Annotated in this window: 12 protein-coding genes; 5 read left to right on the top strand and 7 right to left on the bottom strand. The window is 72.7% G+C overall.

What is annotated here, in order from left to right:
• Position 1 precedes the first annotated feature (1 nt).
• The 5 genes from JOD66_RS02960 to JOD66_RS02980 form a co-directional block, all read right to left on the bottom strand.
• A complete protein-coding gene (locus JOD66_RS02960; RefSeq protein ID WP_204835449.1) occupies positions 2-1,735 on the bottom strand; it encodes a GspE/PulE family protein in 1,734 nt (577 codons plus the stop codon).
• A 16-nt stretch (positions 1,736-1,751) separates the two neighbouring features.
• Positions 1,752-2,852, bottom strand: a complete 1,101-nt coding sequence (locus JOD66_RS02965; protein WP_307823263.1) for a type IV pilus twitching motility protein PilT — start codon at positions 2,850-2,852, stop codon at positions 1,752-1,754.
• Positions 2,853-2,935: 83 nt separating this feature from the next.
• Positions 2,936-3,304 carry a prepilin-type N-terminal cleavage/methylation domain-containing protein gene (locus tag JOD66_RS02970; protein ID WP_204835450.1) on the bottom strand — a complete coding sequence of 123 codons (369 nt, stop codon included), beginning with the start codon at positions 3,302-3,304 and terminating at the stop codon, positions 2,936-2,938.
• 167 nt (positions 3,305-3,471) lie between these two features.
• On the bottom strand, positions 3,472-4,251 hold the full coding sequence (locus JOD66_RS02975) for an SDR family oxidoreductase (protein ID WP_204835451.1): 780 nt from the start codon (positions 4,249-4,251) through the stop codon (positions 3,472-3,474).
• A 17-nt stretch (positions 4,252-4,268) separates the two neighbouring features.
• Positions 4,269-4,697, bottom strand: a complete 429-nt coding sequence (locus JOD66_RS02980; protein ID WP_204835452.1) for an Lrp/AsnC family transcriptional regulator — start codon at positions 4,695-4,697, stop codon at positions 4,269-4,271.
• Between the two features lie 90 nt (positions 4,698-4,787).
• Between JOD66_RS02980 and JOD66_RS02985 the strand changes: the two genes are divergently transcribed.
• A complete protein-coding gene (locus JOD66_RS02985) occupies positions 4,788-5,684 on the top strand; it encodes a phenylalanine 4-monooxygenase (RefSeq protein ID WP_204835453.1) in 897 nt (298 codons plus the stop codon).
• 2 nt (positions 5,685-5,686) lie between these two features.
• On the opposite strand, the gene JOD66_RS02990 is transcribed toward JOD66_RS02985, so the two are convergent.
• On the bottom strand, positions 5,687-6,607 hold the full coding sequence (locus tag JOD66_RS02990) for a LysR family transcriptional regulator (RefSeq protein ID WP_204835454.1): 921 nt from the start codon (positions 6,605-6,607) through the stop codon (positions 5,687-5,689).
• 2 nt (positions 6,608-6,609) lie between these two features.
• Positions 6,610-7,911, bottom strand: a complete 1,302-nt coding sequence (locus tag JOD66_RS29345; protein ID WP_204835455.1) for a sensor histidine kinase — start codon at positions 7,909-7,911, stop codon at positions 6,610-6,612.
• A 48-nt stretch (positions 7,912-7,959) separates the two neighbouring features.
• Between JOD66_RS29345 and JOD66_RS03000 the strand changes: the two genes are divergently transcribed.
• The 4 genes from JOD66_RS03000 (at position 7,960) to JOD66_RS03015 (ending at position 12,567) form a co-directional block, all read left to right on the top strand.
• Entirely contained in the window at positions 7,960-8,643 is a 684-nt protein-coding gene (locus tag JOD66_RS03000) for a response regulator transcription factor (protein WP_204835456.1), read from the top strand.
• Positions 8,644-8,669: 26 nt separating this feature from the next.
• A complete protein-coding gene (locus JOD66_RS03005; protein WP_204835457.1) occupies positions 8,670-9,947 on the top strand; it encodes a COG4705 family protein in 1,278 nt (425 codons plus the stop codon).
• A 100-nt stretch (positions 9,948-10,047) separates the two neighbouring features.
• Positions 10,048-11,382 (top strand): FAD-dependent oxidoreductase, encoded by a 1,335-nt coding sequence (locus JOD66_RS03010; protein WP_204835458.1) that lies wholly within the window; start codon positions 10,048-10,050, stop codon positions 11,380-11,382.
• Between the two features lie 75 nt (positions 11,383-11,457).
• Positions 11,458-12,567, top strand: coding sequence for a S1C family serine protease (locus JOD66_RS03015; RefSeq protein WP_204835459.1), 1,110 nt, complete (start codon positions 11,458-11,460; stop codon positions 12,565-12,567).
• Position 12,568 lies beyond the last annotated feature (1 nt).

The following is a 12,568-nucleotide window of genomic DNA, read 5'->3' on the forward strand; positions in this document are numbered from 1 at the left end:
TTCAGACCCCCGCGACGTAGATCGAACGCATGACTTCGGCGGCCGTCGTGGTGCCGTCGCTGACCAGCCGGACCGCCTGCTCCTGCAGGGTGCGCATCCCCTGGCTTCGGGCGAGCTTGCGCATCTGGTCGTGTGGCGCCCGGTCGACGATCAGCTCACGGACCTCGTCGGTGACGACCAGCATCTCGTAGACGCCGATCCGCTCCAGGTAGCCGGTGTGGGCGCAGAAGTGGCAGCCGGTGCCGTGCCGCCAGCCGGCGATCGGCTCCGTGCCGCCGAACTGCTGCACGAAGGCCAGCTCCTCCGGCGAGGGCTGGTAGGGCTCCAGGCACGACGTGCAGCTGCGCCGGACCAGGCGCTGGGCGACCACGGCGGTCACCGACGAGGCGATGAGGAAGGCCTCGATGCCCATGTCGAGCAGCCGGTAGAGAGCCGAGACGGCCTCGGTCGCGTGCAGCGAGGAGAGCACGAAGTGACCGGTGAGCGCCGACTGGACGGCGATCCGCGCGGTGTCGACGTCGCGGATCTCGCCGACGAGGATCACGTCCGGGTCCTGGCGCAGGATCGACTTGAGCCCGCCGGCGAAGGTGATGCCGGCCTGCTCGTTGATCTGGATCTGGTTGATCGAGTCGAAGGTGTACTCGACCGGGTCCTCGATCGTCATCAGGTTCTTCTCGGGGCTGTTCAGCTCGCCGAGGGAGGCGTACAGAGTCGTGGTCTTGCCCCCACCGGTCGGGCCGGCGCAGATGACCATGCCGAACGGCGAGTGGATCAGCTGGGTGTACCGGGCGGCGGTGTCCGCGGGCATGCCGAGCTGCTCGAGCTGGAACAGCGGACGGCTCTTGTCGAGCACCCGCATCACGACCTTCTCGCCGCCGACGACGGCGGTCGTCGAGACCCGGATGTCGACCTCGCGACCGTCGATCTCCATGGAGATCTGGCCGTCCTGGGGCCGGCGCCGCTCGACGATGTTCATCCCGCCGAGGATCTTGACCCGGCTGACGATCGCCGGTCCGATCGACGCCGGGAGGTCGAGCACCTCGGTGAGGGCGCCGTCGATGCGGTACCGCACCCGGACCCGGTCCCCCGTCGGCTCGACGTGGATGTCGGACGCGCGGTCGCGCAACGCCTGGGTGATGACCGACTGGACCACGCGGACGACCGGTGCCTCCTCGTTGGCGCTCACCGCCTCCAGCTCGGACGCCTCCCTGCGCAGCACGTCCCGGGCCTCGAACGCCTGGACCTGGCCGCCGACCTCCTGGGTGGCGCGGTACGACGTCGCGAGGCCCCGCTCGAGATCGCGGCGGGTCACGACGAGCGGGCGCACCGGCCGCTCCAGCACCGCCGCGATCGCCTGCACCCGTTCCGGCGCGGGGTCCAGCACCGCCACCACCACGCCCGTGTCGTCGAGCGAGATCGGCAGCGCGTCGAGGGTCAGTGCCTGCTCGCGGGTCAGCAGCGACAGTGCCTCCGCCTCGGGCGCGAGGGTGCGGAAGTCCGCGACGGCGACCTGGTGGTGCTCGGCCAGGGCGTGGGCCAGCGCGTCCTCGGTGATGGCGCCGCTCGCGACCAGCTTCTGGCCGAGCGTGCCGTCATGCTCGCGCACCGCGTCCAGCTGGTAGGGCTGGACCCGGCCGGCCGCCACCAGGATCCGGCCGAGCCGGTCGTCGTCCTCGTCGGTGCGGCCGACCGCGACCGGCGCCTCGGCCCTGCTGTGCTTGCCCTTGAGCCTCATCCGCGGCTGTCCTGCCTCACCGCACCGCACCCGCGGCGTACCGCGGACGGGCGTCGATGTCCTTCGGGTAGAGGCTGCGGGCGACCGCCTCCTCCTCGCTCACGATCCCGTTCTGGATGAGGTGCGACATCGACTTCTCGAGGGTCACCATGCCGTCCTGCGCACCGGTCACGAGGGAGTTGCGCAGCTGGTGCGTCTTGCCCTCCTTGATCAGGTTCCGGACGGCCGGCGTGGCGGTGAGCACCTCGTACGCCGCGATCATCCCGCCGCCGATCCGCGGGATCAGCCGCTGGTAGACGACGCACGACAGCGCCGCCGCGAGCTGGACGCGGATCTGCGCCTGCTGCTCGGCGGGGAAGACGTCGATCATGCGGCCCAGGGACTGCGCGGTGTCGTTGGTGTGCAGGGTCGCGAAGACCAGGTGGCCGGTCTCCGCGACGGTGAGCGCGAACTGGATCGACTCGAGGTCGCGCATCTCGCCGACCAGGAGGACGTCGGGATCCTCGCGCAGGACCGAGCGCAGCGCGTTGTGGAAGCTCTCGGTGTCGGTGCCGACCTCGCGCTGGTTGACCGCCGCCATCTTGTGGTCGTGGACGTACTCGATCGGGTCCTCGACGGTGATGATGTGGCAGCCCCGGTTGGTGTTGATCAGGTCGACCAGCGACGCGAGGGTGGTCGACTTTCCGGAGCCGGTCGGGCCGGTCATCAGGATCAGGCCCTGGTGCCGCATCGCCAGGTCGCGCAGCACCGGCGGCAGGCCGAGCTCGTCGGGCGTCGGGACGCTGCGCGGGATCATCCGCAGCGCGACCGCGGTGAGCCCACGCTGGGTGAAGGCGTTGCCGCGGATCCGGGCGTGCTCGCGCCAGGAGAAGGAGAAGTCGTACTCGTGGCTGGACTCCCAGACCTCGCGCTGCTCGCCGGTGAGCACCTCGGCCAGCAGCGCATCGGTGTCGTCGCGGGTGAGCACCGACTCCGACGGGATCGGGGCGAGCGTGCCGTCGACCCGGACCATGGGCGGCAGGCCGACGGTGAGCATCAGGTCGGTGCCGCGGACGTTCCACAGCGCCTCGAGCATCTGGTCGACGCGAGGTCCGATGCGGTGGGGGTGGTGGAACACGAGGATGCCTCTCGGGGTCGGGGCCGGTGCTGCGGAGGAGGGCCGCCGCCTCGGCGGCGGCCCTCCTCGACGGGCGAAGTCGACTAGCAGGCGGCGTTGTCGACGTCGTCGACGGTCGTGACGGCCGGGTCGACGGTCACGTTGCCGATCGAGTCTCCGTCGAGGTCGCTGTGCAGCCAGTCAGGGTAGAGCGTCCCGATCGTCGTGGCCGTCGGCGCAGGCGCCGTGTTCGGGTTGGGCTGCGACGCCACGTAGGCCTCGTAGGCCGTCGCGACGGTCGCCTTCGATGTCTTGCAGGCCGACGTCTGGCCCTTGTCCGTGATCCCGCGCACGGAGAAGACGACGATGGCGGCGAGGACGCCGAGGATGATGATGACGATCAGGAGCTCGATGAGCGTGAAGCCGCCGTCGTTGCGGCGGGCCGCGGAGACGCGGTCGGTGAGTCGGCGCATGCCAAAGCCTCCGGAAGGAGAGAGGGTTGATGAGAAAGGAGCAGCCCCCGAGCGCTGATGACAAGCAAACGCTGACCGTGACGCGCCGTCATGGCTTTTCCGGATTCTTTACCGCCGTTTGGGTACACCCGCCGAAACCCCGGACTTTCGTGACGAGTCGTGCTACGTCACGTCGATGACGTCGGCCTGCGCAGCGCCCGGTCCACCACGAACGGCAGGTGCCGGATGGCGACGGCGGCGAGCCGGCTGTCACGGCCGGGTACGACGAGGAAGCCGCGCCGGCGCCGGAGCGCCCCGACGAGCGTGTCGGCGACCTGCTCCGCGGTCAGCGTGGCGACGCTCTCCTCCGCGGCGAGGACCTCCGCCGGCTTGTGGCGGTTCTCCTCCTCGAAGCCGGGCGTGAGCGTGTTGGGCGGGCACAGGACCAGCACCCGCAGGCCGTAGGGCCGGACCTCGCGACGCAGCGCCTCGGCGAAGCCGATCACGCCGAATTTCGACGCACTGTAGACGGTGTAGCCGAACACCCCCGCCAGTCCGGCCATCGAGGAGGTGGTCACGATCGTGCCGGTCCCGGCACGCCGCAGGTGCGGGAGCACCGCGCGGCAGACGTGGATGGTGCCGAGCAGGTTGATGGCGACCATGCCGGTGACGTCGTCGGCGGGCAGGTCCTCGAGGTACCCCGGCCGCGCGTAGCCCGCGGTCGTCACCACCAGGTCCGGTACGCCGACCTCCGCGACCAGTGCGTCGACGACGGCACTCGTCGCGGCCGCGTCGGTCACGTCCACCGACCGCGCGAGCGCACCGGCGCCCAGCTCGGCGAGCGCCGCGTCCAGCTTGGCCGCCGATCGCGACAGCACCACGACCTCCCGCCCCTCGGCGACGAGGCGCCGGGCGACCGCGAGGCCGATCCCCTCCGAACCACCGAACACGAACGCGAGCCCAGGCATGCGCCCAGGCTGGCAGATCACTGGCCGACGTGCTCCTCGAACACCAGCACCGTCTGGGTGGCGACCACCTCGGGCAGCGACTGGATCCGCTCGAGCACCAGCTCGCGCAGGTGCTCGGCGTCGCGGGCGCGGACCAGGATCACGCAGTCGAAGTCGCCGGCCACGAGCGCGATGTGCGCCGCCTCCTCCAACGCCCACACCTTGGTGCGGAAGGACTTCCAGGTGTTCTGCTTGATCCGGACGTGGATGTACGCCGGCAGCCCGAGTCCCAGCGCCGCATGGTCGACGTCGATGGTGAAGCCGCGGATCACACCGGTGTCGACGAGCCGCCTGACCCGGGCGTAGGCGCTGGCCCGGCTGATGCCGAGGCGCTCGGCGACCTCGCGGATCGAGGTCCGCGAGTCGGCGCGCAGGATGTCCAGGATTCCACGGTCGACACCGTCCATGCCGGACAGATTGCCACGTCGGGCGGGTCGATGACAGCCAAACGTCTGACCGGACTCGCCATCGGATGGACCAGGTCCGAGACTGCAGGCATGTTCGAGGAAGCCCAGTACTTCGCCCCCGTGACCGCCGACGAGGACGGATCGCTCAAGGTCCACCTCGGCGCCGACCATCCGGGCTTCGCCGACCCGGCGTACCGGGCCCGGCGCGACGCCCTCGCCACCCTCGCCAGCAGCTGGCGGCCGGGCGAGCCCTGCCCGCGCGCGGAGTACACCGACGACGAGCACGAGGTGTGGCGGGTGGTCAGCGAGGCGCTGGTGACCAAGCACCGCGCCTACGGCTGCCGCGAGTTCCTCGACGGCAAGGAGTCGCTGGGGCTGCCGATCGACCGGATCCCCCAGCTCGCCGAGGTCAGCGAGTGGCTCGCGCCGCTGACCGGGTTCAGCTACCGCCCGGCCGCGGGGCTGGTGCCGCTGCGCGACTTCTACGGCTCGCTGGCCGACAAGGCGTTCTGGTCCACGCAGTACGTGCGGCACCACTCGGTGCCGCTCTACACCCCCGAGCCCGACGTGCTGCATGAGGTCGTGGGCCACGGCAACACCCTCGCGAACCCGCGCTTCACCGCGCTCTACGAGCTCGCCGGACAGGCCTCGCGGCGGGTCCGAGGCACCGAGGCGCTGGAGTTCGTGAGCAAGGTCTTCTGGTTCACCCTGGAGTTCGGCGTGCTGTGGGAGGCGGGCGAGCTGAAGGCGTACGGCGCCGGCATCCTGTCCTCCCCCGGCGAGATCGAGGCGTTCCGCGGGATGACCATCCGGCCACTCGACATCGCCGCGATGGGCACCCAGCTCTACGACATCACCGACTACCAGGACGTGCTCTACGTCGCGGACTCGTTCACCCAGCTCGAGGACGTCGTGGGCGGCTTCTGGGCCGAGTGCACCGACGACTCGATCGCCGAGATCCTGGCCCGGACCCCGGCGCACGCCTGACCTCAGGGCCGCCGCGCCGCCCAGGCCACCAGCTCGCGGGCCGGCCCCTCGGGCGGGTGCGGCCCGCCCTGCCACACGGCGTGCAGCCGGCGGGTGAGGTCGAGCCCGGTCACGGTGATCCGCACCAGCCGGCCGGTGGCCAGGTCGTCGCGCACGGCGTGGGCGCCGACGGCGGCGGGACCGGCGCCCGCGGCGACGGCGGCGCGGACCGCCGCCGTGCTGGACAGCTCCAGGACCGGGGTCGCGCGCGGCAGGTCGGCGAGCGCCCGCTCGAGGACGGTGCGGGTGCCCGAGCCCGCCTCTCGTACGACGAGGGGCGTGGCCGCGAGCGTCTCGGCGCTCACCCGGCGCCGCGCGCGCAGCGCCCACGGATGCTGTGGCCCGACCACGACGAGCAGCTCGTCGGTGCCGACCAGGCGCCGGCGCAGGCCACGCGGGGCCTCCGGGCCCTCGACGAAGCCCAGCGCGACCTCGCCCGCCTCGACCAGCTCGACGACGCGGGCGGTGTTGGTGGCGGTCATCGTGACCTCGGTCGGCTGCTGGCCGCGCTGCACCTGATGGGCGCGCAGGCCGACCAGCCAGCCGGGGAGCAGGTGCTCGGCGATGGTGAGGCTGGCGGCGATGTCGAGGTGACCCCGGCGGTCGGCGCGCAGCGCGGCGATCCCGGCGTCGAGCTCCTGGGCGGCGTCGAGCACCCGGTCGGCCCACTGGACGACCAGCTCGCCGGTCGGGGTGAGCTCCGAGCCACGCTTGCTGCGGGCCACCAGCGGCTCGCCGACCAGCGCCTCCATCGTCCGCACCCGCGAGGACGCGGCCTGCTGGCTGATCCCGAGCTCGGCCGCGGCGGCGCCGAGCGATCCGGTCCGCGCGACCACGACGAGCAGCTCGAGCGCCCGCAGGTCGGGGACGTGAGAACCGAGCATGCTCACAACGATACGTTGTGAGAGTCGTCGAGGGCTGCCGGGAGCACCACCCGGAACCGGGCGCCGCTCCCCCGCGCCGCCACCACTTCGACCGATCCGCCGACCGTGGCGGCGATCCGCCGGCTCAGCGGGAGGCCCAGACCGGTGCCGCCGCGGCCCGAGAAGCCGGGCTCGAACGCGCGCTCCCGGGCCGCCGGGTCGAGGCCGGGGCCGTCGTCCTCGACCTCGACGATCACCGAGCCGGCGTCCCGGCGTACGTCGAGGGTGACCACCGAGCGGGCGAAGCGCGCGGCGTTGTCGACCACCGGGGCGAGCACCCGCACCAGCACCGGCGCCGGTACGACGACCGCCGCCGCGGGGTCGACGTCGGCCATCAGCTCGACCGACCCGCCGACGACCTCCCGCAGCTCGTCGAGCACCGCGGCGACGGGCGTCACCTCGCCGTACGCCGCGCGCTGGCGGGCCATCGCCAGCAGGGTCGCGATGGTCTCGGTCATCGACCGCGCCAGGGCGAGCACCCGGTCCAGGTCGGCGTGCCGCTCCGGGGGCTCCGGGTCCCGCAGCTGCAGCAGCTCGACGGTGCCGATGATCCCGGTGAGCGGGGTCCGCAGCTCGTGGGCGAGCTCGGAGGTCAGCCGCTGCTCCGACTCCAGGGCCCGGGCCACCCGGTCGAGCAGGCCGTCGAGAGTGGTCGCGAGGTGCGCGAGCTCGGGCCCGTCGGTGACCTCACCGAACCGCTTCCCGGGGTCGTGCGCGCTCCACTCGGCCGCCCGGTCGGCCATGGTGGCGACCGGCCGCAGCGCCTGCGAGGTGATCCGGCTCGCCAGCAGCGCACTCGCCAGCAGGACGACGGCCCCGACCACCACCGTCGCCAACAGCGCGTACCGCTCCGCGCGCTCGTAGGGCTCGGTGGGCTCGGCGACCACGACGACGCCGTGCCACCCGGCGGGCGTGCGGAACGGGGTCGCCCGCAGCCGCACCCGCTCGTTCGGTGCGAGGTCGCGCACCGACGTCACCCGCGCCAGCCGGTCGGCTCCGGCGCGCTCGGACGAGGCGAGGGTGTCGACCACGATCGAGCCGCCGGCGTCGTAGACCCGCACGCCGGGCTCCACCCGCCCGGCCAGCGCCGTCGCCGGCGTCTCCCCGGCGCGGGCGACGGCGATCACCGTGTCGGCGCGGGCGTCGAGGACCCGGCCGATGTCGCGCTCGGCGGTGAGGCTGAGCACGATCTGGACGCCGCAGCCGACAGCCACCATGACGGCGACCATCAGCAGCACCGTCGAGACCACGATCCGTCTCCGCACGCCGCCAGCATGGCAGGCTGGGCGGTCCAGGGACCGGAGGGAGGGGCGATGGCACGGGTGGGCGTGTGCGAGGACGACCCGGCGATCCGCCGGGTGGTGACCGACGCGCTGCGGCTCGCGGGCCACGAGCCGCTCGTCGCCCATGACGCGGGAGAGGCGATGCGGCTCTTCGCCGCCCCCGGCGCCCCCGCCGAGCTCGCCGCGCTGGTGCTCGACATCGGCCTGCCCGACGGCGACGGCCGCGACCTGTGCCAGGCGCTGCGTGCCGCCGGACAGGACGCGCCGGTCCTCTTCCTGACCGCGCTGGACGCGCTGCACGACCGGCTGGCCGGCTTCGGCGCCGGTGCGGACGACTACCTGGTCAAGCCGTTCGCGGTGAAGGAGCTGCTCGCCCGGGTCGAGGTGCTGGCCCGCCGTGGGACGCAGGCGGGCGCGCGCGACCACGAGATCCGCCTCGACCCGACCCGGCACGCGCTCGTCGACGGCTCCGGCGAGGTGGCGCTGAGCCCCACGGAGTTCCGGATCCTGGCGGCGCTGATGGCCCGGCCCGGCGAGGTGGTCCGACGCTCCGCGCTGGTCGCCGCCGCGTGGCCGGACGGCGCGATGGTCAGCGAGAACGCGCTCGACTCCTACCTGCGCCGGGTCCGGCGCAAGCTCGCCGACGTCGACCCGGGCGCCGCGATCACCACGGCCCGGGGCGTGGGCTACCGCTTCGAGCAGTCAGGTTCCTGACAGGTTCGGGCCGCCACCCTCGGCCCATGTCCACGACAACCTCGACGACACCGTCCCGCTCGACGCGGGCCCTGCTGCTGAACAAGGTCCCGGAGGTCACCGCCTGGTTCTGGATCATCAAGATCCTGTGCACCACGGTCGGAGAGAGCTTCGCCGACTGGATCAACGTCAACCTCGGGGTGGGCCTGGTGCGCACCGCCGTGATCTTCACCGCCGTCTTCGCGGTCACCCTGGCCGTGCAGATGCGAGCCCGCCGCTACGTGCCCGCGCTCTACTGGCTGACCGTCGTGGTCGTCAGCGTGACCGGAACGCTGTACACCGACATCCTGACCGACCAGCTCGGCGTGCCGCTCTGGGTCAGCACCACCGTCTTCTCGCTCGCCCTCGCGGCGGTCTTCGGCATCTGGTGGGCCCGGGAGCGCACACTGTCGATCCACAGCATCGTCACCACGCCGCGCGAGGCTTTCTACTGGCTCGCGGTCCTGGTCACCTTCGCCCTCGGCACCGCCACCGGCGACTGGACCCTCGAGCTCACGGGCTGGGGTCCCGGTCGCTCCGTGCTGCTGCCACTGGGCCTGATCGCCGCGGTCACGGCGCTGTGGCGCTTCGGGGCGAACCCGGTGCTGGCCTTCTGGGTCGCCTACATCCTGACCCGCCCCCTGGGCGCCAACATCGGCGACTGGCTCGCCTCGCCCAAGTCGGAGCAGGGCCTGGGGCTCGGCACCTTCGGCACCAGCGCGGTGTTCCTCGGCACCATCCTGGCCACGGTCGTGCTGCTCACGGTGACCCGCAGCGACGTGACCGAGCGCCGGGCGCACGCCGCCGACGAGCCGTCGTACGACGCGGGACCGGCCCGCGAGCGGGTGGCCCTCGCCGGGTTCGGCGCCCTCGCCGCCCTGACCGTCGGCCTGCTCGCCTACACCAACAGCCAGCCGCACGTCAGCGCGCTGGACGCCGAGGAGGGCAAGGCGCCGTCGTGCGCCGCCGGCGCGATCAGCGCCGGGGAGGCCCACACCCGCGCCGGTGCGGCGTTCCCGGCGACGAAGACGGCGAGCTACCGCACCATCGTCGAGGACACCCGCCAGCTGGTGGCGAGCGGCGACCAGAGCGGCGCCGCGAAGCGGATCACCGACCTGGAGACGGCGTGGGACCAGGACCAGGCGGACCTGCAGCCGGCCGACTGCGCGACCTGGAACGTGCTCGACCACCAGATCGACGACGTGCTCACCTCGGTCCGGGCGAGCCGGCCCCAGGCCGGAGCCGAGAAGTCGGCGCTGGACACCCTCCTCACGACCCTGCCGTGACTCGGCCGTGACGGGGATCACCGCACTCACAAGATGACCTTGTGAGCACCCAACCACAACCTCGTTCTGTGAGCCGGCGCCGCCGTCCAGACTCGTCAGCATGACTCTTCGTGTTGCGATCGTGGGCGGCGGCCCCGCCGGCATCTACGCCGCCGACATCCTCACCAAGGCAGACGCCGACGTGTCCGTCGACATCCTCGAGCGGCTCCCCGCGCCCTTCGGCCTGGTCCGGTACGGCGTCGCGCCGGACCACCCGCGGATCAAGGAGATCATCAAGGCGCTGCAGCGGGTGATCGCGAAGCCGGAGGTCCGCTTCCTCGGCAACGTGGAGTACGGCGTCGACGTCAAGCTCGAGGACCTGCGCGAGTTCTACGACGCGGTCGTCGTCTCGACCGGCGCGATGGCCGACCGCGACCTCGGCATCCCCGGCGAGGAGCACTCGTTCGGCGCCGCCGACTTCGTCTCGTGGTACGACGCCCACCCCGACGTGCCGCAGACCTGGCCGCTCGACGCCACCAGCGTCGCGGTCCTCGGCGTCGGCAACGTGGCGCTCGACGTGGCGCGGGTGCTGGCCAAGACCGGCGACGAGATGCTCGTCACCGACATCCCCGCCCACGTCCACGCGGGCCTGAAGGCCAAGACCGTCACCGACGTGCACGTCTTCGCGCGCCGCGGGCCGGCGTACGCCAAGTTCTCGCCGCTCGAGCTGCGCGAGCTCAACCACTCGCCCAACGTCGAGGTGATCGTGCACCCCGAGGGATTCGACGTGGACGAGCACGGCATGGCCCACATCGCCGAGCACAAGTCGCAGAAGATGGTGCTCAACACGCTGACCAGCTGGGTCGGCGCGGACCCGGTCGGCAAGCCGCACCGGATCCACCTGCACTTCGCCGAGGCGCCGGTCGAGATCGTCGCGGACGCCGACGGCCGGGTCACCACCCTGCGCACCGAGCGCACCCACTCGCCCGGTGCCGACGGCCGGGTCGAGGGCACCGGCGAGGTGACCGACTGGGAGGTCCAGCAGGTCTACCGCGCCATCGGCTACCGCAGCAGCGCCCTGCCCGGCCTGCCCTTCGACGAGCAGGCCGCCGTGATCCCCAACGACGGCGGCCGGGTGCTCGACCTCGACGGCGCCCCGATCCCAGGCACCTACGTCACCGGCTGGATCAAGCGCGGTCCGGTCGGGCTGATCGGCCACACCAAGAGCGATGCCGCCGAGACCGTCGGGCACCTGCTGGCCGAGACCCGGCCGACCGCGACCGCCCGGCGTACCGAGGACGTGGACGCGTACTTCGCCGAGCGCGAGGTCGAGGTCGTCACGCACACCTCGTGGGAGCGGCTGGACGCCCACGAGGTCGCGCTGGGCGAGGCGGAGGGCCGGGCCCGGGTGAAGGTCGCCACCCGCGCGGAGATGCTGGCCGCCGGGCGCGGCTGACCCTGTCACGGGACTGACACCCACCGCTGGGCCGGGCCACAGCGGCTGCACAGGGAGGGTGCGCAGCATCGGGGCATGACCCGGAACCCCTTCGCCCTCGGTACCGCCGCCCTGCTGCTCGTCGCCACCGGCGCGGGCAGCGCCGCCGTCGCCTCGCACCTGGTGGCGACCGACCCCGCGTCGACGACCAGTGCGGCGACGACCGAGGTCCCGACGCAGCCGGCCGTGCCCACGACGCCGTACGTCCGGCGGCAGTCGTACGTCCCGGAGACGACCGGACAGGCCGCGACCGACGCCACGGCCGAGCAGTCGACCGGAATCGTGGAGATCTCCTCGACGCTCACCAACGGCACCGGCGCCGGCACCGGGCTGGTCCTCGACTCCGACGGCACGGTCGTCACCAACCACCACGTGGTCGAGGGCGCGACCTCGATCGAGGTCACCGTGGTCAGCACCGGGCGGACCTACGAGGCGCGGTACGTCGGTGCCAACCCCACCACCGACGTCGCCGTCCTGCAGCTCGAGGACGCGAGCGGGCTCACCCCGGTCGACCTGTCCGACACCCCGGCGGCCGTCGGCGACGAGATCACGGCGGTCGGCGACGCCGGCGGCGACGGCGGCTCGCTGACCGCCTCCCCCGGCACGGTCTCCGCACTGCACGACGACATCACCGTCGAGAGCACCGACGGCTCCGGCGGCACCGCACTCACCGACCTGATCCGAATGGACGCCTATGTCGTCCCCGGCGACTCCGGCGGCGCGGTCCTGGACGCCGACGGCGACGTGGTCGGGATGAACGTCGCCGCGTCCAGCGGGAGCGGCCAGGTGACCGGCTACGCGATCCCGATCGCCACCGTGGAGCAGGTCGTCGCGCAGATCGAGGCCGGCGACGAGGGCAACGGCGTCGAGCTCGGGTACGACGGCTACCTCGGGGTCGCGCTCGACCCCTCGGCCACCGCTCCCCTCGTCGTCGAGGTGACCGAAGGCAGCGCCGCGGCGCGCGCGGGCATCGCCGCCGGCGACACCGTCACGAAGGTCGACGGCACCGCGGTCGGCACGACCGAGGAGCTGCGTGCCGCGATCGCCGGACACGACGCCGGTGCCCGCGTCACCGTCACCTGGACCACCACCGCGGGCGGCACCGAGTCCGCCACGGTCACCCTGGGTGAGGCGCCGATCTCCTGAG

Source organism: Nocardioides nitrophenolicus (genome assembly GCF_016907515.1).
Lineage (GTDB): Bacteria > Actinomycetota > Actinomycetes > Propionibacteriales > Nocardioidaceae > Nocardioides > Nocardioides nitrophenolicus.

What these genes read in the sequence shown, in the direction of transcription:
- JOD66_RS02960 (WP_204835449.1), bottom strand. Translation starts at nt 1,735, where the DNA reads ATGAGGCTCAAGGGCAAGCACAGCAGGGCCGAGGCGCCGGTCGCGGTC.
- JOD66_RS02970 (WP_204835450.1), bottom strand. Translation starts at nt 3,304, where the DNA reads ATGCGCCGACTCACCGACCGCGTCTCCGCGGCCCGCCGCAACGACGGC.
- JOD66_RS02975 (WP_204835451.1), bottom strand. Translation starts at nt 4,251, where the DNA reads ATGCCTGGGCTCGCGTTCGTGTTCGGTGGTTCGGAGGGGATCGGCCTC.
- JOD66_RS02980 (WP_204835452.1), bottom strand. Translation starts at nt 4,697, where the DNA reads ATGGACGGTGTCGACCGTGGAATCCTGGACATCCTGCGCGCCGACTCG.
- JOD66_RS02985 (WP_204835453.1), top strand. Translation starts at nt 4,788, where the DNA reads ATGTTCGAGGAAGCCCAGTACTTCGCCCCCGTGACCGCCGACGAGGAC.
- JOD66_RS02990 (WP_204835454.1), bottom strand. Translation starts at nt 6,607, where the DNA reads ATGCTCGGTTCTCACGTCCCCGACCTGCGGGCGCTCGAGCTGCTCGTC.
- JOD66_RS03000 (WP_204835456.1), top strand. Translation starts at nt 7,960, where the DNA reads ATGGCACGGGTGGGCGTGTGCGAGGACGACCCGGCGATCCGCCGGGTG.
- JOD66_RS03005 (WP_204835457.1), top strand. Translation starts at nt 8,670, where the DNA reads ATGTCCACGACAACCTCGACGACACCGTCCCGCTCGACGCGGGCCCTG.
- JOD66_RS03010 (WP_204835458.1), top strand. Translation starts at nt 10,048, where the DNA reads ATGACTCTTCGTGTTGCGATCGTGGGCGGCGGCCCCGCCGGCATCTAC.
- JOD66_RS03015 (WP_204835459.1), top strand. Translation starts at nt 11,458, where the DNA reads ATGACCCGGAACCCCTTCGCCCTCGGTACCGCCGCCCTGCTGCTCGTC.